This is a genomic window from Streptomyces sp. AM 4-1-1, from assembly GCF_029167625.1.
In the GTDB taxonomy this organism is placed as follows: domain Bacteria; phylum Actinomycetota; class Actinomycetes; order Streptomycetales; family Streptomycetaceae; genus Streptomyces.
The window spans coordinates 3,148,844-3,168,451 of record NZ_CP119145.1; the positions used below are offsets into that span (position 1 = coordinate 3,148,844).

General features: G+C 68.4%; 19 protein-coding genes and 1 pseudogene. 10 read left to right on the forward strand and 10 right to left on the reverse strand.

The window, feature by feature from the left end; genetic code table 11:
- The first annotated feature begins 69 nt into the window (after nucleotides 1-69).
- From PZB75_RS13415 to PZB75_RS13425, 3 genes are all read left to right on the forward strand, one after another.
- Nucleotides 70-1,293, forward strand: coding sequence for a trypsin-like peptidase domain-containing protein (locus PZB75_RS13415; protein ID WP_275535533.1), 1,224 nt, complete (start codon nucleotides 70-72; stop codon nucleotides 1,291-1,293).
- Nucleotides 1,294-1,497: 204 nt separating this feature from the next.
- Nucleotides 1,498-2,232, forward strand: a complete 735-nt coding sequence (locus PZB75_RS13420; protein ID WP_275535534.1) for a response regulator transcription factor — start codon at nucleotides 1,498-1,500, stop codon at nucleotides 2,230-2,232.
- A gap of 1 nt (nucleotide 2,233) precedes the next feature.
- Nucleotides 2,234-3,655: a HAMP domain-containing sensor histidine kinase gene (locus PZB75_RS13425; protein WP_275535535.1), complete on the forward strand. Its 1,422-nt coding sequence runs from the start codon at nucleotides 2,234-2,236 to the stop codon at nucleotides 3,653-3,655.
- 229 nt (nucleotides 3,656-3,884) lie between these two features.
- Here PZB75_RS13425 and PZB75_RS13430 read toward each other — a convergent pair whose 3' ends face one another.
- The 7 genes from PZB75_RS13430 to PZB75_RS13460 are packed head-to-tail and all read right to left on the reverse strand — an operon-like array spanning nucleotide 3,885 to nucleotide 11,399.
- Nucleotides 3,885-4,757 carry a sulfotransferase domain-containing protein gene (locus PZB75_RS13430; protein ID WP_275535536.1) on the reverse strand — a complete coding sequence of 291 codons (873 nt, stop codon included), beginning with the start codon at nucleotides 4,755-4,757 and terminating at the stop codon, nucleotides 3,885-3,887.
- Between the two features lie 4 nt (nucleotides 4,758-4,761).
- Nucleotides 4,762-6,201, reverse strand: a complete 1,440-nt coding sequence (locus PZB75_RS13435) for an MFS transporter (RefSeq protein ID WP_275535537.1) — start codon at nucleotides 6,199-6,201, stop codon at nucleotides 4,762-4,764.
- 50 nt (nucleotides 6,202-6,251) lie between these two features.
- Nucleotides 6,252-7,079 carry a phosphocholine cytidylyltransferase family protein gene (locus tag PZB75_RS13440; protein WP_343286233.1) on the reverse strand — a complete coding sequence of 276 codons (828 nt, stop codon included), beginning with the start codon at nucleotides 7,077-7,079 and terminating at the stop codon, nucleotides 6,252-6,254.
- Nucleotides 7,076-7,711 (reverse strand): gamma-glutamyl-gamma-aminobutyrate hydrolase family protein, encoded by a 636-nt coding sequence (locus PZB75_RS13445; RefSeq protein ID WP_275535539.1) that lies wholly within the window; start codon nucleotides 7,709-7,711, stop codon nucleotides 7,076-7,078. The genes PZB75_RS13440 and PZB75_RS13445 overlap by 4 nt, the downstream gene beginning before the upstream one ends.
- Before the next feature lie 2 nt (nucleotides 7,712-7,713).
- Nucleotides 7,714-8,466: a class I SAM-dependent methyltransferase gene (locus PZB75_RS13450; protein ID WP_275535540.1), complete on the reverse strand. Its 753-nt coding sequence runs from the start codon at nucleotides 8,464-8,466 to the stop codon at nucleotides 7,714-7,716.
- On the reverse strand, nucleotides 8,463-9,005 hold the full coding sequence (locus tag PZB75_RS13455) for an adenylyl-sulfate kinase (protein ID WP_275535541.1): 543 nt from the start codon (nucleotides 9,003-9,005) through the stop codon (nucleotides 8,463-8,465). Before PZB75_RS13455 ends, PZB75_RS13450 begins: the two co-directional genes overlap by 4 nt.
- 18 nt (nucleotides 9,006-9,023) lie before the next feature.
- Complete coding sequence (locus PZB75_RS13460; protein WP_275535542.1) at nucleotides 9,024-11,399, reverse strand: PEP-utilizing enzyme; 2,376 nt, start codon at nucleotides 11,397-11,399, stop codon at nucleotides 9,024-9,026.
- A gap of 323 nt (nucleotides 11,400-11,722) precedes the next feature.
- On the opposite strand from PZB75_RS13460, the gene PZB75_RS13465 reads away from it, so the two are divergent.
- The 7 genes and pseudogenes from PZB75_RS13465 to PZB75_RS13495 form a co-directional block, all read left to right on the forward strand.
- The gene (locus PZB75_RS13465; protein ID WP_275535543.1) at nucleotides 11,723-12,079 is read left to right on the forward strand and encodes a PRC-barrel domain containing protein; all 357 of its coding nucleotides are present in this window, start codon (nucleotides 11,723-11,725) and stop codon (nucleotides 12,077-12,079) included.
- 878 nt (nucleotides 12,080-12,957) lie between these two features.
- Nucleotides 12,958-15,213, forward strand: a complete 2,256-nt coding sequence (locus PZB75_RS13470; RefSeq protein WP_275535544.1) for a glycoside hydrolase domain-containing protein — start codon at nucleotides 12,958-12,960, stop codon at nucleotides 15,211-15,213.
- Nucleotides 15,213-15,560, forward strand: coding sequence for a hypothetical protein (locus PZB75_RS13475; RefSeq protein WP_275535545.1), 348 nt, complete (start codon nucleotides 15,213-15,215; stop codon nucleotides 15,558-15,560). The genes PZB75_RS13470 and PZB75_RS13475 overlap by 1 nt, the downstream gene beginning before the upstream one ends.
- A 20-nt stretch (nucleotides 15,561-15,580) precedes the next feature.
- Nucleotides 15,581-16,297, forward strand: coding sequence for a hypothetical protein (locus PZB75_RS13480; protein WP_275535546.1), 717 nt, complete (start codon nucleotides 15,581-15,583; stop codon nucleotides 16,295-16,297).
- 180 nt (nucleotides 16,298-16,477) lie between these two features.
- The gene (locus PZB75_RS13485) at nucleotides 16,478-16,888 is read left to right on the forward strand and encodes a hypothetical protein (RefSeq protein ID WP_275535547.1); all 411 of its coding nucleotides are present in this window, start codon (nucleotides 16,478-16,480) and stop codon (nucleotides 16,886-16,888) included.
- Nucleotides 16,885-17,565: a peptidase inhibitor family I36 protein gene (locus PZB75_RS13490; protein ID WP_275535548.1), complete on the forward strand. Its 681-nt coding sequence runs from the start codon at nucleotides 16,885-16,887 to the stop codon at nucleotides 17,563-17,565. Before PZB75_RS13485 ends, PZB75_RS13490 begins: the two co-directional genes overlap by 4 nt.
- 144 nt (nucleotides 17,566-17,709) lie before the next feature.
- A pseudogene (locus PZB75_RS13495) lies at nucleotides 17,710-17,886 on the forward strand (PRC-barrel domain containing protein); the annotation flags it as partial.
- A 243-nt stretch (nucleotides 17,887-18,129) separates the two neighbouring features.
- Here PZB75_RS13495 and PZB75_RS13500 read toward each other — a convergent pair.
- The 3 genes from PZB75_RS13500 to PZB75_RS13510 all read right to left on the reverse strand — a co-directional run bounded on the left by PZB75_RS13500 (nucleotide 18,130) and on the right by PZB75_RS13510 (nucleotide 19,359).
- A complete protein-coding gene (locus tag PZB75_RS13500) occupies nucleotides 18,130-18,324 on the reverse strand; it encodes a DUF397 domain-containing protein (RefSeq protein WP_275538698.1) in 195 nt (64 codons plus the stop codon).
- A 210-nt stretch (nucleotides 18,325-18,534) separates the two neighbouring features.
- On the reverse strand, nucleotides 18,535-19,008 hold the full coding sequence (gene aac(6') / locus PZB75_RS13505) for an aminoglycoside 6'-N-acetyltransferase (protein WP_275535549.1): 474 nt from the start codon (nucleotides 19,006-19,008) through the stop codon (nucleotides 18,535-18,537).
- Nucleotides 19,009-19,164: 156 nt separating this feature from the next.
- Nucleotides 19,165-19,359 (reverse strand): DUF397 domain-containing protein, encoded by a 195-nt coding sequence (locus PZB75_RS13510; protein WP_275535550.1) that lies wholly within the window; start codon nucleotides 19,357-19,359, stop codon nucleotides 19,165-19,167.
- Nucleotides 19,360-19,608: the final 249 nt, after the last annotated feature.

The following is a 19,608-nucleotide window of genomic DNA, read 5'->3' on the forward strand; positions in this document are numbered from 1 at the left end:
ACACGGTTCTGGCGGCCTTCTCAGACCGTGCTCAGGCTCTTCTCATGTTCCCCGGACACGCTCGATGACATGACTGAGAGCCAGCGCCCGAGCGGCGAGCACACCGCGCAGCAGCAGTCCTCCTCCACGCACTCCCCGGACTCCGCGTATGCGCCGGGTGCCGGGCAGACCCCGTACCCGCCCTATGGAGACGCGGCCTACCCGCCGCCGCCCCCGTACGAGCCCGCTCGGCCGATCGCCGCCGGACCCGGGACCACCGTCTGGCCGGGGCCGGGGCCGGGGCCGGAGGCGGGCGCCGGGTACGGCGGCGGGAACAACGGAGGCGGCGGCCACGGACTCCCGTACGCCCCGCTCGTCCCCGCGGGCCCCACTCCCCCGAAGCGTGCCGGGCGGGCCCGGGGCCCGGTGGCGCTGCTCGCCGCCGTGGCCATCGCCGCGGCGGTGGTCGGCGGCGGCAGCGCGACCCTCGTCGCGCAGCTCACCGACCACGGCACGCACAGCACGGCCTCCGGCAGTGTCGTCAGCGGCACCACCGTCTCGCAGAGCAGCGCGGGGACCGTCGCCGGGGTCGCGAAGGCGGTGTCGCCCGCGATCGTCGAGATCGGTGCGACGTCGACGGCCGGCGAGTCGACCGGTTCGGGTGTGGTCGTCACCGCCGACGGCGAGATCGTCACCAACAACCACGTCGTCTCCGGCGCCGCGTCGATCCAGGTGACCATGAGCACCGGCAGGACGTACACCGCGGAGATCGTCGGCACCGACCCCGACAAGGACCTCGCGCTCATCAAGCTCAAGGGCGCCAGTGGGCTGAAGACGGCCGCGCTCGGCGACTCCTCCTCGGTCCGGGTCGGCGACCAGGTCGTCGCGATCGGCTCGCCCGAGGGCCTGACCGGCACGGTCACCAGCGGCATCGTCTCCGCGCTCGACCGCGATGTCACGGTCGCCAAGGAGGAGTCGCGGAGCAGCCAGGAGCAGCAGGAGCAGCAGGGCCAGGGCGGCGGGGACGGCTGGCCGTTCGAGTTCGGCGGGCAGCAGTTCAACGGGGACACGGGTACGTCGAAGACCACGTACAAGGCCATCCAGACCGACGCCTCGCTGAACCCGGGTAACTCCGGTGGCGCCCTCATCAACATGAACGGCGAGATCATCGGTATCAACTCCGCGATGTACTCGCCGAGTTCGTCCGGAGGCTCGACCGGTTCCGCCGCGGGCAGCGTCGGCCTCGGCTTCGCGATCCCGGTCGACACGGTCAAGGCGGACCTGAAGACGCTGCGGGCGGGCGACGGCATCTGAGCCCGGCGGGGCGGTTGGGCGCGACGCCGGACCACGATCGTGCGAGGCTGAGGCACCCCGCCGAGCGCTCCACCGAGCACCCGTCGAGCACCCGTCGGAGCACTCCGCGGGGCACTCACCACGGGCGCCCCACCAGGAACACCCACCCGGAGCACTCACCGGAAAGACCGCCGGACCGGAAACGAGAAAGAGGACGAACGAGCGATGAGCCACGCCGAAGACGATCCGCAGCGCATCCTGATCGTCGACGACGAGCCCGCCGTGCGCGAGGCCCTGCAACGCAGCCTGGCGTTCGAGGGATACGGCACCGAGGTCGCCGTCGACGGCCTCGACGCCCTCGCCAGGGCGGAGTCGTACGCCCCCGACCTGATCGTCCTCGACATCCAGATGCCGCGGATGGACGGCCTCACCGCCGCCCGCCGCATCCGCTCCACCGGCAGCACCACCCCCATCCTGATGCTCACCGCCCGCGACACCGTCGGCGACCGGGTCACCGGGCTCGACGCGGGCGCCGACGACTATCTCGTCAAGCCGTTCGAGCTGGACGAGCTGTTCGCCCGCATCCGCGCCCTGCTGCGCCGCAGCTCGTACGCGACGGCGGGCGGCGGCGACCTCCCCGACGACAACGTGCTGTCCTTCGCCGATCTGCGGATGGACCTGGCGACCCGCGAGGTCACGCGCGGGACGCGCCGGGTGGAGCTGACCCGTACGGAGTTCACCCTGCTGGAGATGTTCCTGGCCCACCCGCGCCAGGTGCTCACCCGCGAACAGATCCTCAAGGCGGTGTGGGGCTTCGACTTCGAGCCCAGCTCCAACTCCCTGGACGTGTACGTGATGTACCTGCGCCGCAAGACGGAGGCCGGGGGCGAACCACGCCTGGTGCACACCGTCCGGGGCGTGGGGTACGCGCTGCGCGCCACGGGCGGCGGTGAGGGGTGAGGTGACCGGGCTCCAGCGCCGGTTCCGCGCGCTTCCGCTCCGTTCCCGACTGGCGCTGCTGGTCGCCACCGCCGTGGCGATGGCGGTCGCCGCCGTCGCCGTGGCGTGCTGGTTCGTCACCAAGGCCCAGCTCGACGAACAACTGGACTCCTCGCTGCGTGACGTCACCGCCGACACCCGGTACGTGCAGGAACAGTTGCGCAACTGCGGGGGGACGGACAACTCGCCCGTGCCGCCGCCGCAGGGCTCGTACGTCGTACAGATCATCGACGCGTCCGGCACGGTGTGCGCGGCGCCCAACTCCTCGCCGATCCCCGTGACCCAGGAGGACATCGAGGTCGCGGCCCGAAGCCGGGGCGACGCCCTGCACTCGGCGAAGAACGCCGCGGGCAAGGAGATGCGGGTCCACACCTATCCGTACCCGTCGGGCGATCCCCAGTCCAACAGCAGGCTCGCCGTCTCCATCGCCCGTCCCCTGAGCGAGATCGACCAGCCGCTGTCCACGCTCGCGTGGGTGCTGTTGCTGACCTCCGGCATCGGCGTACTGGGCGCGGGCGCGGCCGGCCTCTGGGTCGCCCGCACCGGGCTGCGCCCGGTCGACGAACTGACCGGGGCAGTCGAGCACGTGGCCCGTACCGAGGACCTGACCGTCCGCATCCCGGTCGAGGGCGAGGACGAGATCGCCCGGCTGTCACGCTCGTTCAACTCGATGACCGCCTCACTCGCCTCCTCCCGCGACCGGCAGGCCCAGTTGATCGCGGACGCCGGACACGAACTGCGCACCCCGCTCACCTCCCTGCGCACGAACGTCGAACTGCTCGCCCGCAGCGACGAGACCGGCCGGGCCATCCCGCCGGACGACCGCAAGGCGCTGATGACGTCCGTCAAGGCGCAGATGACCGAACTGGCCTCGCTCATCGGCGACCTCCAGGAACTGGCCCGCCCGGACGCCACTCACCCCGGTCCGCTCCAGGTCGTCGCGCTGCACGACATCGTGGACGCGGCCCTGCGCCGGGCCAGGCTGCGCGGCCCCGAACTGACGATCGAAGCCGACCTGTCACCGTGGTACGTCCGCGCGGAACCGGCCGACCTGGAGCGCGCGATCGTCAACATCCTGGACAACGCGGTGAAGTTCAGCCCGTCCGGCGGCACGATCGAGGTCACCCTGCGGTCCGGTGCGCTGACGGTACGGGACCACGGCCCCGGCATCCCGGCCGAAGACCTCCCCCACGTCTTCGAACGCTTCTGGCGCTCCCCGTCCGCCCGCCAACTCCCCGGCTCCGGCCTGGGCCTGTCGATCGTGGCCCGCACGGTCCAGCAGTCGGGCGGCGAGATCGCCCTCCGCCCGGCGGGCGGCGGCGGCACGGAGGCCACGATCCGGCTGCCGGGCGCCCCGCAACCGCCGCCGACGACGATGCCGTGAGGGGCCCGGACGGGTGGCGTCGGCCTCGAACGGGGCTGCGTACCGGACGTGTACGGCCCTGACGGCTCCGTACTGCCCCGATACGGCCCCACCGCGCGGAACGAGGCAATGCCACGGGTGGAGCAACGCGCGGAGTACGGGCACTCGGTGAAGCCGATCGCACCCGCAGGGGGCGCCGTTCCCAGCGGGCCGCCGTCCGAGGGCAGATGGCGTGGTGACCGTCCGCCCCTCACGCCTCCGCCGGCCGGTAACCGAACCGGGCCGCCACGGACCGCGTCCGCGGTGCGGAGAAGCACGTCATCAGCCGCGGGGTCATCCACTCCCGCCATTCTCCCGGCTTCCCTCTGCGCATGATGTGCTGCTGCCGGCCGGGGGCGCTCTCCGAGCCGCTGTTGCGTTCCTCGTGGGCGCGCATGGCGGTGAAGGAGCTGCGCTCGACCGCCGCGGCGACCTGCTGAGGCCGAGCCATCACACCGAACTCCCGCAGGGCGCGGCAGATCGTTGTCGAGGGGGCGGCCTTGATGTCCTCGAAGCGTGTCGTCGTGTGACGCCGGTGGACGGCGGTCGCGTCGAGCCACGTGTCGTAGAAGTGGTTCCAGTCGTCGACCGGCTTCAGGCCGGCCGGCCCCGGGCGGTGGAGCCAGTTCTCGAAGGTTCCCGCCGCCGTGTCCGCCGGGTCCTGGGCGTAGTCGACGCGGAAGCGGTATCGCGAGTAGAGGGCGTCCCGGGGGTCCCGGACGAGAATCCACGACCCGAGCAGAGGGCGGTCGCCGAAGTGGCCGGGGGGAAGGTGGGTCTTCACGAACCGGGGCCACGGCCGACGGCCCGACGCGTGCGCTGAGTCCTTCGTGTGGCTGGCGGCCAGACGCCGGCGCCATTCGGCGTGCTCCTCCACCGGCCGGCCGGTGCCGTCGGGCGACAGCCGCTCGGTGTAGGCGTCGACGTAGTTGAGCCCCAGCTCCAGCAGGATGTTGCCGACCAGCGACTGGCCCGCGCCGCCGAAACTGGCTATCACCACGTCTCTGTCGCCCAGTACGGCGATGTTCTCCTCGTGGAGGTCGCTGATGCGGTCACGGAGGCCGTGGTGCTGGTCGCGGGTCATGTGATCACTCCTTCGCGGGGACGGTGGTTCCGCCGCGACCGCTACGGCCGGGGCGTCCTGAGAACTTGGTCAGCAGGCCGCCGGCGAGAGCGCCCACGGCCGCGATGGCGAAGGCGAGTTGATAGCCGGTGGCGAGGGCGGACGGTGCGCGGGCGTCGACTTCGGCACCGGTGCGAGCGGCGGCCACGGTCGCGAGTGCCGCGACGACGAGCGTCGTCGAGAGGTACTTCGACGTCTCGTAGAGCCCGTAGGCCGCGCCCTTGTCCTCGGACGGCACGTTCTTGCCCGCGGCCACGTTGAAGGCGACGACCGACACCGTGCTGCCCAGTCCCAGCAAGGCGAAGCTGGGCAGGAAGAACACGGCGTAGGCGCCCTCGCGCGGCGCCGTCGCCAGCAGCGCCAGTCCGACGGCGCAGACGACCTGGGCCGCCAGCACCACGCTCGTCCAGTGATGCGCGCGGAGCAGCCGGTTGGCCACGGGGGAGCCCAGGAGCACGGCCAGGCCGAGGGGGCTGAACGCCAGGCCCGCGGTCAGCGGACCGTAGCCGCGCGCGTTCTGCAGATACAGCAGGCAGATGAAGACCATGCCGTCATAGGCCAGTACCTGGCTGGGGGTGCCGATGACCGCGGTACGGAACTCGCGGTCCTTCCACAGCCGCGGTCGCACGAAACGGGAGGAGCCGCGACGCTCGCGGACGCAGAGGATCGCGAGGAGGACCAGGGACGCGGAGAGGGCTCCGACGGTCGTGGCGGAGAACGGGCCCTTGCGTTCGATGTTGGTGATCGAGAACACCAGGAGCATCAGCCCCGTCACCGACAGGACCGTGGCGGCGCCGTTGAGCCGGTCCGGGCGCGTCTCGGACCTCCCGGGTGACAGGACCCTGGTCGCCGTCACCGCCGTGGCGGCCGCCACGGGGACGGTGAGGAGGAAGACGTACCGCCACCCCAGTCCCTGCGTGATCAGCCCGCCGATGACCGCTCCGCCCGCCGCGCCCAGGCCCCCGGCCACTGCGACGGCCGAGAACGTCCAGTTCCGCTGCTCGGGCGTGGGCATCGCGCTGATGGTGGCGAAGGAGTTGGGTACCGCCAGGGCCGCGCCGACCCCTTGCAGCACGCGGGCGACGAGGATCAGCCAGACCGTGGGGGACAGGCCGGCGAGCAGCAGGCCGGCCGTGAACAGGCACAGTCCGGTCACCAGTACGCGCCGCCGCCCGTAACGGTCGCCGCACCGGCCCCCGAACAGCAGCAGGGCGGCCAGGGGAAGCGCGTAACCGGTGATGAGCCACTGGGCGTCCAGTTGGCTGATCCCGAGTTCGTCCTGGATCGCGGGCAGTGCGACCGTGACGACGAGGCCGTCGAACACCGCCAGGAAGTTGGTGGCGGACAACAGCGCCGCGACCAGGTGGAACCGGTGGGGCCGCGGCCCGGCGTGAGTGGTCGGCACCAAGGGCTCCCGGGGGAAGAGGTCGTACGCGGAGTGCGGGTGCGCCGTCTTCAGCGACGGCCCGGTGCCGCTCCCGGCACCGGGTCCGGCGGTGAGACGGGTCCGGCGGCCGTCGTCGCGAGGCCGAGCAGCCGGTCGAGGTCGGCGAGCCGTGCGCGGCCCGCCGCCACGTCGGTGGGGGAGTCGAACTCGTACCAGGGACCGGACACGGGCACCGCCGGGACGCGCACGTCGTGCCGGGTGATGAGCCGGGCGAGCAGCGCGGTCATGTCCCGGCGCGTACCTGCGCCCGACTCGTCGAGGGCCGCGTGGAGGCGCTGCCAGCCCGCCGGTTCCGTCTTGAACAGCCCTGTGTACTGCCCTTCGACCTCATCGGTGGTGGCGGGCCGGCCGCCGATCTCACGGACCGTTCCGTCCGGGCGCAGACGGAAGGTCTCCGCGTCGCTGAGCGGGTCCGCGAAGCGCTGTGCCCACAGCTCCGACCAGTCCGGGTCGTAGGTGATCACGATGTCGCCCGGCTGATCGCGGAGGCGCTCGACCGCCGCGGGCGGGAAGACTATGTCGCCGTAGCAGACGACCGTGGGCTCCCGGCGGAGCCATGCTCCGGCGCAGGCCAGTGAGTCGGTCATGTCCGACTTCGCCCAGCGGGCGTTGTGGAGGAGGACGAGGCCCGAGGCGTCGAACCGCTGCGCCTGCCAGCCGGTGACCACCGCGATGTCGTGGATGGACGCCGCGCGCAGAGCGGCGAGCTGACGGTCCAGAAGTCGCGCGCCGCCGATCCGGAGCAGGCTCTTGGGCCCGTCCGCCGTGAGCTGTCCCATCCGTGATCCGCGGCCGGCTGACAGGATGACCGCTTTCCGGGGGAGCGCCATGGTCATGAATCCTCTCGGAACATGTCGTCGAGCAGGGTGATGTCGGCCGGGTCGGGAGTGTCGGCCCGCTCGGGGTGCCACATCACCGCCGCGATGCGGGTCCCGGGCAGCCGGACCGCTTCGATCAGCGGGCCGCTGCGTGCCGTCACCTCGAAGGCGGGCGGTGCCTCCCGGCACGCCCAGCTGTGGTAGCTGTTCACGACACGTCCGGCGTGGTCACCGGTCAGCCGGTGCCTCGTGGCCACGTGTCCTTCGACCCGTGACAGCTCGGCCCCGTGGACGCGGAGGATCATGAGCATTCCCCTGCACACACCGAGGAGCGGCGTACTCCGAGCGGCTGCCCGCCGTATCAGGTGCTCCTCCAGCACGTCGCGTTCGACGGCGTCGCCGCCGAGAGCGGCCGGATCGTTCCCGCCCGTGAGGATGACGCCGGCGCAGCCGCTGCGTTCGAGCGTGGCGTCGGCCAGCTCCGGTTCGAGGGGGAGGGGGACGGCGAGGAGCCCGCAGGCGGCGAGGAAGACGTTCCACCGCACGTCGAGCGCCAGGCGGCGCTCCCCGTGGGAGTCGGGCGGGAGGAGCCGCTGGGTGAGTCCCACGGGCGTGGTGGGGCCGCCCGGCCGTGGGTACGTGAAACGCATCGTCAGTCCGTCCTGCGGCGGGGAGCCAGCCATCCCACCGTCACGTAGGGGACCCGGACGGTGTCGCCGACGCGCTCGCGGACCAGCGCCTCGATGTCGGCGACCACGCTGTCGAAGAGCGGGCCGGCCTGCCGTTGCAGCGTGGCGTGGGAACGCCAGGCGGCTGTCCAGTCCGCCGTGGGCATCTCGTGGTGGAAGGACTCCTCGATCTTCGTCGCGGGGGAGAACAGGCCGCTCGCCTCGATGGCCGGTGACTGATCGGCGCGGCGGGAACCGTAGGAGTACTCCGGCACGCGGGAGCGGATGAGCGCCTCGATGGACGCCTGGAGCGGGTCGTCGAGTCGGCGGTGGTTCCAGACGCATGCCATCCAGCCCCGTCCGGTCAGCATGCGGGCGGCTTCGGCCAGGGCCGGACCGGTGTCGGTGGTGTTGAAGGAGGAGCCGAAGGTCACCAGGTCGTGGGCGCCGGTGGGGAGGCCGGACCGCTCGGCGGTCCCCCGGTACCAGCGGACGGCGGCCCGGCCGGATGTGCGTTCCTGGCCGATGGAGCGCATCGCGTCGTTGGGCTCCACCGCGTCGACGGAGCAGCCGTGCCGCAGGAGGTCGAGCGTGAGGTGGCCGGTTCCGGCTCCGATGTCGGCCACCCGTGGCCGTGACACACCGCAGGTTTCGACGATGCGCTCGACGGCTCGCTCGGCGTACGGGGGGCGCAGTGAGTAGGTGGCGGCAAGCAGGGTGTAGTCCCACGTCGTCATGTCCAGACTCCTTTGTTCAGACAGAGGTCGAGGATGCGAGAGGCGGAAGTGCGGGCATCGGCGACGCCGAAGTTGGGGATCACCAGGTCGGGGGCGAGGGGGAACTCGGCGTCGATGCCCACCCCCACCGTCCGGTCCCGGTCGTCGGCGGAGGCGTAGATCCCCTTGGGGTCGCGCCGTCGGAGTTCCCGCAGCGGTACGTCCAGGAGGATTTCCACGTAGCCGGGCAGGTTGGCGCGGTTCCAGGCGTGCGCCTCGTGGCACAGGGAGATGGTGGCGCACACCACGGTGTGCCCCTGTCCGGACAGCAGGCCGCACATCCTGCCGTACAACAGGGCCAGGTCACGCCGGGCCGCGCTGTCGTGGGCCCGGGTGGCGCCGAGCACACCGCGCATCTCGTCCCCGTCGAGGAGCACGGGATGTCGGTCCATGGCACGTGCCCGGCGGATCAGCTCGGCCGCCACGGTGGACTTCCCCGCGCCTGAGAGGCCGGTGATCCAGATGACCGGGCCCGGCCGGTCCGCATGGTGCTCGCTCATGCCGTTTCCTCCCGGTCGTCAGGTGACGTGCCCGCTCGCACCCGGTGTGTGCGCCGGTCGCACAAGGCGGTTCGCCGCGTCGATTTCGAGCGAGCCGGCCGACAGCCATTGCCGGAAGCGGACGTCGCCCGCTCCGATGACCGCGGGCAGGCCGAGTTCCAGGGCTCTGATCGCCATGTGGGAGTTGGCCCCGCCGAACGCCGTGACCAATCCGACGATGTTGTGGGTGAAGATCCAGTCGTACCCGGGATCGGCCGCGAGGATCATCGCGATGGCGCCGTCGAGAGGTTCCCCGGCGTCGACATCGGCGACCGGTGCGACCACTCGCGCGTGCGCGACGAAGTTGGGCTCCACGTCCAGCGGGACGAAGGACGTCAGTTCCTCCGGTGCGGAGAGGAGGGCCGGCGCGTGCAGCGACCGGGTCACGGCGTACCGGTCCCGGCCCCGGGCCACGGCGGCGCCGAGACGACGTCGGTCGTCCGTCCGGTCGCCGGTCAGTTCCGCCAGCGCGCGCACCGTGGTGTACGACATGTCCTCCGCGTCGAAACCGAGCCGGTCCCCCGTGTGCCGCGCGTGCCTCAGAATCTCGCTGACCACGCGCGAGTACTGGAGCTTGGCGTACTCACGGGCGGCGACGCTGCCCCGGACGAACTCCAGCAGCGCGTCGGCGGTGTACGGAATCCGGTGTTCGGCCAGCAGCCGTCCGACATCCCGCAGCGTCACCGCGTCGGCATGGAACTCCGTCGGTCCCGTGGGCGGGGAAGGGGTGGTGGGCGACGCCCAGTCGAAGTACTGCTCGGCGCATTCGTCGTAGCGGGGGGACAGGATGTCGTAGGTCCCGGGTCGCAGATGCCCGTACCGGCGCAGGAACGCCTCCCTGTCGCCGGTCGCGTGGTCCCGCCGCAACTGGTTCGTCACCGTGTCGGCGCTTCCCAGCAACGCGTCGGCCGTGTCCGCGGACCAGACGCCCCGGTCGGTCAGACTCCGTACCAGGGAGGTGGCGGCGAACGCCGCCCGCGCGATGCCCGCGAAGGGCAGCGCCCCCGCGCGCCGGCAGAGCCCGAGCAGGTGGCGCGTGTGCTCGTGGGGCGCCGCGCCGGTGGCGGGGGCCAGCGGGTGTTCGGACAGGCGCCGGACGGTACGGAGGTCACGCCGGTAAGGGCCGTCCTGGCCGATCATGTCCGTGGTGAGCGCGCGGAGCGATCCGGCGAACTGCTCGGCCTCTTCCACCGACAGGATGCCGTCCGCGACCGCCGAGGCCGCGAATCGCGGCGTGGTGAAGTGATAGGACGACTGGACGATGGCGAATTCGACCTTGTCGTGAAGGTGGGGACGGCATCGGAGTTCTCCGAGATAGTGCCGCATCAGCCGACGAGCCGGTGCCTCCCCCAGGTCCCGTGGCATCAGCGAGGAGAAACTCGCTCGGATGTCGATGTAGGGCAGCCCCTCCAGATCGATGAGAAGCGGCACATTCCGCAGGTCGCGATATCCGTAGTCGTGACGCGCCTCGGCCCAGATCTCGTCGGTGATCAAATGGCGGTAAAGGGAGAGCGCCAGCGGACGGGGCCGTAACCCGATCATCTCCGCGGGATTCCAATCGGGCATGACACCCAACAGCGTGTCACTTCCCACGGCCTGGGGACGGCCGCTCAGCAGGGCGTCGAACCGCTGCCGGCACCGCCGCACGGCTGCCCGATGCCGCACGCGTGACACACTCGGCGCGGGTGCGGCCAGAGGCCGGGCCTGGAAGAGCACGATCGTCGCTTCCGGTGTCACCGCGAATTCGAACTCGAACGGCCCGTCCCCGAGGAGCCCTTCGAGTTCCCGGGCCAGGGCCGGCAGACCACCGAGACGCTCCACGGGCGGCCGACCGTCCTCATAGGCCAGGAAACGCCAGGTGCGTATGCCCGCCCGGCCCGCGGTCACCACCGTGGTGTCGGCCCCGTCCGACCAGTTGACCAGGCGGTAAGGGGCCCCCGTACCGGGTTCGCACGAGGCGCACACACCGCTCGCCACCGTGCCCGTCAGCTGCGGTTGTACGAGTACTTGGTCCTGGTCGTCGGCCACTCCGAACGACTCGATGACGGCGGTGACGGCGGTGACGAGCCCGGTGGCCGGTTCCACTTCGAGGCAGGAGGTGTACCGCCCCGCGTTCGAGGCACCTTCACCGTCCTCGTCCAGGGAACTGCTCCGCACGGCCAGGGTCGACAACGCCCACGGCTCGGCCCGGATTCTCTCGCACACAGCGGCGCGGTCGCTCTTCCACTCACCGACCGTGAAATACATCGACGGCGGTACGACCGCGGTCCGTAATCGTGGCGCCAACCTGGCCAACGTCTCGGCCTTGGTGCCGAAAAGCACCACGCCCCCGCGTTGCCCGACAGTGTCCGACATAAGAACCCCCATGTCGATGGACCATGCATGAGCGTCTACCGCCGTTACGGGTGTCCAAACGCCCGGGATACGGAAGATGGCCGACTCAGGGCACATCCGGCCATCCGCCCCCGCGAATTCTGACGGCGATTCGGGGCGGCCTCTACCAAGGGCCGTCCCGTCGATGTCGCCGGCCCGAACATCGACTCCCCGTGGGCAGGCCGGGCACTCGCACAACCGCAACCGGCGCAACCGGACGGACCAGGTCCGCCTGGTGAGGACCCGCACTCGGGGGCAGGCTGGGAGGGAAGAGGCTGTCACCGAGCACGCGAAAGGGACGACACATGATCCGAGTAGGGGACATCCGCGAGTGGCGCACCCATGACGTCATCGATGCCGGAGGCCACAAGATCGGCACGCTGGAGGCCGTCTACGTGGACACCGCCACGGACGAGCCGGTGATGGGCACGGTCGTGATCGGCATGCCCACCCGTCACCGCCTGGCCTTCGTCCCGCTGGCCGGAGCGGTCGTGGGTCCGTCGTACGTGAGGGTCGCGTACGACAAGGACGTCGTGAAGAAGAGCCCTTCGATCGGCACGGACGACGTACTGCCGGCCGAGGACGAGCCCGAGATCTTCAAGCACTACGGTCTCGCCTACGAGCCGGGCGCGGGCGGCGAACGCCGACTCGCGCGCCCCTGAACAGAGCGTTCCTCAGCCTCCCCCAGGTCGACCGCAGCGGGCACGGCAGGGCAAGTGAGGCGAAGAAGACCGCCTTGGGTCTTCTTCCGGATTCCGCTGCCGCCTTCGGTGGCAGTCCGCCCGGAGAAGTGATGCTGCGCCTCACCTCCGAGAACGCCGTGGACCGATCGGAACATCTATATACCAATCGACAGGCAAGCCCGCCTCGGCGTCGACTTCTCCGACCCGCCGGATCGCTTCGAACGCGAAGCTGAGACAAACGCGATGCGCGACCTCGGTCCCGTCCCGTGCAGCACGCGTAGGCCCACCCCGACTGCACCACCGGACGGAACGGCATGTCGGCGGACAAGGCTTCAGGACTCGCCACAGGAATCGGAAGCGGAAGCTCCTGATCAACAAGTCGACGACCTCGTTCTTTGTACGCCGGAGAGCATTGTCGGTCCCCGATGGAACCGTCACATGGCAACCCACCGCACAAACCGGGACCACGCCACCCCCATCGCAAATGATCAATATCCCTGATCAACGAGAAACTTCACGGACCACCCTTCTTCGGACCGACTGACACGGTGCCGCTGGGGCCCCTTCAAGTCGTTTTGCAAGGGCCCACGCCCGCCCCAGACGTCGGTCCACACAGGCGATTCCCGGCAACCGGCAGATTTCCCTCTGACCGGAGTGTGGATTTCACGCCACCCCGAAGCCTGATCCGCTGATCAAGAGTTGCTCCCCCGGTCGCCGTGTCCTTACAGTTGCCTCATTCGCCCCCCGGACACGGCCGACCAACCTGTCCGGAAAAGGGTGAGTGTATCGGGACGGCAATGGGGGAGCCGTTTGCGCCATCACATGGCTTCCCACTGCCCGAAAACGGAGGGGTGCTGATGGCCGACGAGATGGTGACTCAAGCGCAGAAATTCGTCAATGCAATTTACGGAGGCCGGATCGGCATGACCGTCAAAGAAGATGGTCAAACCGGTTGGAACACTATGTACGCCCTCACCCGCGCTTTGCAGTGGGAGTTGGGCATACCCTCCTTGTCCGACAGTTTCGGGCCCGGAACACTGTCCGCTCTACAGTCGAAGCATCCCGTGATCAACGGCGCCACGGCCCCTTCTGCAGACTTCATACGCATCGTCCAGTCGGCCCTGTACTGCAAGGGCTACGACGGTGGTGGCATCGGTGGCAAGTTCAGCGATCGGGTCGCCTCCTCCATCACTCTACTCAAACAACGCATGGGGGTCGATCAGGTCTACACGGGCAGCGATCTGGTGCCGAAGGTGATCAAAGGCCTACTGAATATGGACGCCTACATCACGGTCGGCGATGGCACCGAAACTGTCCGGGAGATCCAGCAGTGGCTCAACGGACGTTACGTAAACCGACAGGACTTCTTCATCGTTCCTTGCGACGGGATCTACTCCCGCGACGTCGCCAAAGCCATGATCTACGCAGTGCAGTACGAGACAGGAATGGCTGACGGTACCGCCAACGGCAACTTCGGTCCCGGTACCCAGGCCGGCCTGAGGAACCACACCGTTTCAGTCGGCTCGAAGGGCACCTGGGTCCTACTGTTCACCGCCGCCATGATCTTCAACAGACGATACGGAGTATCCTTCGAGGGAACCTTTACCGGCGGCCTGTCCGACGCAGTCCGTGAGTTCCAGTCGTTCGTGAAACTGCCGGTCACCGGAGCGGGAGACTTCTCCACGTGGGCTTCTTTGTTGGTCTCCTTCGGTGATCAGTCCCGCAAGGGCGAGGCCTGCGACTGCGTCACCATGATCACCCCTGCTCGTGCGGCTGCTCTGAAGGCTGAAGGCGTCAGGTATGTGGGCCGCTATCTGTACAATCCGGCGGAAATTCCGAGCGGCAGCACGAAGGAGAAGGAAATCCAGCCCGGCGAGCTGAAGACCATCGCCGAAAACGGACTGCGCTGCTTCCCCATCTACCAGACCTACGGGCGCGGCAAAAGCTCATTCAGCATGCCGCAAGGCACGGCGGACGCCATCTCCGCCGTCATGCACGCCGAGCGGCACGGCTTCAGGCCCGGCACCCGCATCTATTTCGCTGTCGACTTCGACGCCGTCGATGACGAAGTCACCAAGAATGTCATCCCCCACTTCCAAGGCATCAACGACGGCATCGAGTCCACCGGCGGCAAATACCTAGTAGGTGTCTACGGACCCAGGAATGTCTGCTCACGCGTGTCCGAACACGACCTGGCTGACGCGAGCTTCGTATCCGACATGTCGTACGCTTTCTCCGGAAATTTCGGCTACCCCATTCCGAGCAACTGGGCCTTCGATCAGATCGTCACCAAAACGGTCGGTTCCGGAGACGGCAGCATCAATGTCGATATCGACATCGCACAGGGCAGGGACATTGGGCAGAACTCTTTCGATCCATCACCGTCCACCGGTTCCGGCCTCGATGTCGAGTTCCTCAACCTGTTCTGGGATGCTCTGCGCGCGGATATCCGGGCCTACATGGAGTCAGTCGGCATACCCGAGTCGAACTGGTACACCAAGTGGACCACCACCGAAGCCATCGACTTCGTACTCAGCTGGGACGCTGTGTTCACCGACCTGGCACGCCGGTACAGAATGCGTAAGGCGCTGATCCAGATCCCCGTGCTCTGGGAGATGCGGCACTACAACGTCAGCAAAATCTTGACGGTCGACGACCGTTATTCCGATGCCGCTGTGTACCAGTACCACACCGGCAAGTTACCCGACTGGTGGCCAGACTCGATCACGGACTCGATGCGGGACTCTTCCACCGGCCTCGCACAGATCTTCGGTGCCACCGCGATCAAAGCGAGAAACCTGGCGGTCGACCGCGGACTGCTATCAGGAACATCCCGGAGAAACCCGGACAACGACACCGATCTGTTTGAGATCTGGACCAAGCTGCTGACGAACAACTCGTTCACCATCGCGACCGTTCCGTTCGTCCACATGTACCACGCCTCCCTGATCGATGTTGCCGGCCCGAGCGTCGACTCCTCGGAAGAGGACATCGAGAAGGTACTGATCCGCTATCAGGGAACGACAGCGGACGCGACGACGGAGGGGAGGAAGCGCATGGGCCTGTACCGCGTCTTCGAGAAGTACTACGCGCCGACCCGCGAATACCTCTGATGAAGGGGCTGCGGTCATCATGGCCCGCGCTGCTTGTCAATCTCCTCGTCGGAATCCCCGCCATGGTGCCCCTGTACAGCCTGTGGTGGCTTTCCGAACGACGATGGGGTGGACCTGCCATCGACCGCTCCAGCACGATCGTCGAAGTGTGCGGGGCCGACTGCGGCCGGACTGATCTGGCCATGTGGACTGCGACCGCATCCGGGCTGTTGGTGCTGCTGCTCGTAGCCGTGGCCGACGTCATCGTGCCACTGCACCGTGACCGGCCCCTGGGAGCGTGGCTGAGGGCCATGCCGGTTGCTCTCGTCCCCTTCCTCGTCTTCCAGGCCATCTCCTCGGCCTTGTAGCCATCTCTGGAGTCACACACGTGAGTGCTGACATACCGCGCCGCACCCTGCTCTCCTGCACTGCCGCTGTCGTCGTCGGAGCAGCCGTCGCCTCGCTCGCAGGGAACACCCTGCCGGCCCAGGCAGCTACGTCGCCCATGGCCGACAATCCGGTCCACAGTCTCGTGACGACAAGCGGGCCGTCCCTGAACGCCTGGCAAATGGAGGAGTCCGCCGACAACGGCGGCGACATCTGGACACGCCCCGTTCTCGGCACCCCTCTCAACGGCGTGCAGGTCCGGATAGGGGTCGTCGAAACCGTTCTCGCCCACATCATTCAGCGGTTCCACTACGACATCGACTCGCTCCGTCCCGGTGACGTCGTCGGCTGGCGCCACCCCGGAACGGTCCGCAAGGGGCTGGCGGAGTCCAATCTCGCCTCGGGAACGGCGATCCAGATCCGCCCCGGCTTCTACCCGTCCGGACAGCGGGGCGGGTTCTTTCCGAACCAGCTAGTGGTCGTCCGCGACATCCTCACTGACCTCGAAGGCGTCGTGCGATGGAGTGGTGATGACACGAAGCCGGATGAAGCCCTGTTCTACATCGACGTCCCGCCGGGGAGCGGGCACCTGATAGAGGTCGCGGACAAACTCCGCGGATGGGCTGCGACACCAGGCCAGGGTGCTGGGGCGTCCAACGACCCGTTCGAGCCGAAGAGGCGGCGGGCCGCAGAACGTCTGGCACGCCTCCAGGCATGACCCCGTTCACGGTCCACAACGATCACGCGCTGTCGGTCCTGAACCTCGCCCCGCCCTGCCGCGGTGCCCTGCGGACTCGACGCTTGCCCAGGACATCGACGGAGCCAGCGAGGACTCAATCACCAAGGGCCTACTGGTTTCGCCATTGGTTCCCGGCTGATCGGCTGCCACTCTGAGGCCATGAGAAAAGCCCTTTCCGCGTTCCTGTTGGCCACCACCGTCCTCCTGTCGGGGTGCGATACAGGAACCTCACCAACGGGCAATCCGACGGCTGCTGACGGCCCGCCAACCACAAGCGCATCCCCGGTGGGCAACGACAGTGAATTGGCAGCACGCTACCGCAGAGCGGGCGGGGACCCGGACGTGTACGGCATCAAGCATGCGAAGAACCGCGACGGTGTGCTGGTCCTGACCGTGTGGTCCCGCAAAAGGTCCGGCTACGGGGGCGGCTTCGACGACTTCGACCGGACGTTGACATCTTTCCTGACCGGGACGGGCGTCAGCCTTGATCAGGGTTACGTACTCAACGTGTACGGCCCTGACGGCGCCATATTGCACCGATACGACACAACAGTGGAGAACAACTCATGATACGCCGACCACTTGCTTCCATCCTCCTAGCCGCCGTCTCCGCAGGTACTCTTTTTCTAGGTACTGGCCCATTGGCATACGCGGACGAACCCACCACGGAACCGTCGGTCACGGCCACCCCGGAACCAACCGAAGACCCGACGACAGACCCTGTGAATCCGGTGATCGCCGACTACGACGGACGAAAGATAAACCTCGCCGAGTCATGGGAAGGCGCCAACATCTGCAGCGAACTCCCCAACGGCGAAGTCCACTGCTACACCACGAATGAGGAAGCTCTCGCGGACCTCGATCTTCCTGCCCAGATCCGTGAGGAGTCTCTCAAGGCGTCTGCACTTCAAGCTTCCGACCCGCGCTCCAACTGCGCCGCCGACTACTGGTGCTTATATCAGGACTACAACTACAAGGGAAGGCGACTACAGTTTTCCAGCAGCGGCAAGAAGAATCTCGCCGACTATGGATTCCGCGACAAGCTCAGCTCCGTCTACTACTGGGTCGGCCAATGGGCAGTCAACTATGGGTACGCCACGATCTGGGACTCCCGGTCCTGGCCCCTGGAAGACCGGCAGCGGAACCTCATGCCACCTGGTGGATGGCCTAAGTTCACAGGCCTGTCATATCCAGGCGGCGGGAACTGGAACGACAAGGTCGATACCTTCCAGGTCAAGCGAGCCTAAAACATAGAGCGTCCTGCGCACAGGATGCTCATCACGGTGACGTGTGGTTTTCACCAGGTTCTGAGACAACCACGACAGCAATGAGCCAGTCACCAAACGGATTTGGGATTCATCCATCGTCTATGGCTGACAGGGCTGGCCGGAGCGGTCGTGGGTCCGTCGTACGTGAGGGTCGCGTACGACAAGGACGTCGTGAAGAAGAGCCCTTCGATCGGCACGGACGACGTACTGCCGGCCGAGGACGAGCCCGGCATCTTCAAGCACTACGGTCTCGCCTACGAGCCGGGCGCGGGCGGCGAACGCCGACTCGCGCGCCCCTGAACGCGGCGCGCGGCCGACGGTGGACGGTGGACGGTCAACCGGAAGAGGTGTCCTGGACGCCGCCGTCCGGGCGGACGAAGCCGGACCTCCACGGCGGGGCCGGGCCGTGAGAATCCGGGCAGGGGCCGGGGCATGCGATTGCGGGCCCGGGGCCGGTTGTTCAGCCACCGGTGAACGTCGGCCCGCGCGGGCCGATGCGCACCCCCTCACTCCCCGGCGGTGCTGGTGGTGTTCTTCATCCGCTCAGACGAGATCGTCGAACTCGCCCTTCTTGGCGCCCTCCAGGAAAGCGCGGAGCCTGGCTCGGCTCGTACGAATGATCACGTCCGGCTCGTCACTCTCGCGGACCAGGACCCCGTCGCCGTGTGCGGCGAGTTCCAGGCAGTTGTTGCCATCGGCGCCTGAAGACTTCGACGACTTCCGCCACTGAATCTCCACTGCTGTCACGCCTCCACATGTCGTGTCGTGAGTCACCGGCCCTGGGGCAATTGCCCACTGGCAGCAGACGTTGATACCGCTCGTAGCGACGCGCGGTGCCCCAGCCCTTCCTCCTCCGAGGTGTTCCCGGTATCGCGGCACTCGAACGCGTCGCAAGCCGTCGGCGGGGGCGGCACACGAGCGGCTCGGCACGCACGTCAACCGCCCCGCTCAGGCCAGTTCCTCCGCGAGCAGGTCCATCAGCAGGCCGTCCCGCCAGGCGCCCGTCCGGTGGTCGCGCCAGTACGACCGCATGACACCGACGGGCCTGAAGCCGACCTTGCCGTAGCTATGGATCGCCGCCGCGTTGTCCGCGGCCGGGTCGATGGTCAGCCGGTGGTGGCCCCGGTCCCGTACCAGCCACCGCGCCAGCGTGCGCACGGTCTCCGTGCCGAGCCCCTTCCCGTGGTGCCTCGCGGTCAGGAAGATGTCGATGCCCGCGTGGCGGTACTCCGGGTCGGTCTCCTCGTTGAACTGGACCGCGCCGATGACCTCACCCTCGAACACCACGGCCAGCATTTTCGCGTAGCCGTCCGGCGCCGCCCACCACGCCGCGACCTCGGGTTCCCTCACGATCCGGTCGAGGGTGTCCGTGTCCCCGTCCGCCACCGGCCTCAGCGTGACGCGTTCTCCGCTCAGTTCCATGGGCCCATTCTCGCGGCACGGCGCGGCGCGGCCCGGAGCGGCCCGGAGCGGCGCCGGTCGACCCGTGAACGGCCCCCACCCGCGCCGTTGATGGCACGCCCGAGGCACCCGAGGCACCCCAGCCGACAGAGGCACCCGAGCCTCGAACGCGGCGGCTCAGGTCAAGTCGTCGAACTCGCCCTCCTTCGCGCCACCGAGAAAGGCCCGCAGCTTGGCGCGTGTCGTACGGGTGATCACGTCCGGTTCGTCGCTCTCGCGCATCAGGATCTCGCCCCCACACTCAGCGAGCTCCAGACAGTCCGAGCCCTCGGCATTCGACGACTGCGAGGACTTGCGCCACTGAATTTCCACGTTCTCCCGCCTTCACACCCGTTGTGCGTCCTCGTTGAACGAAGTCCGTGTTGAACGAAGTCCGTGAACCCGTGCCTCGGCGCACGCCCCGGGCAGGCGTCGCACGGACGACGTCCGGTGCCTTGTTCACGTACCACTGCCTCGGGAGAACGACGACCCCCCTGTCACCGTCACCGAGTCCCCCAGCCTGGTTCACCCTCGCCGGCCCCGACTCTGCGGAGCCCACCTCGCCATGACACGACCGAGCGC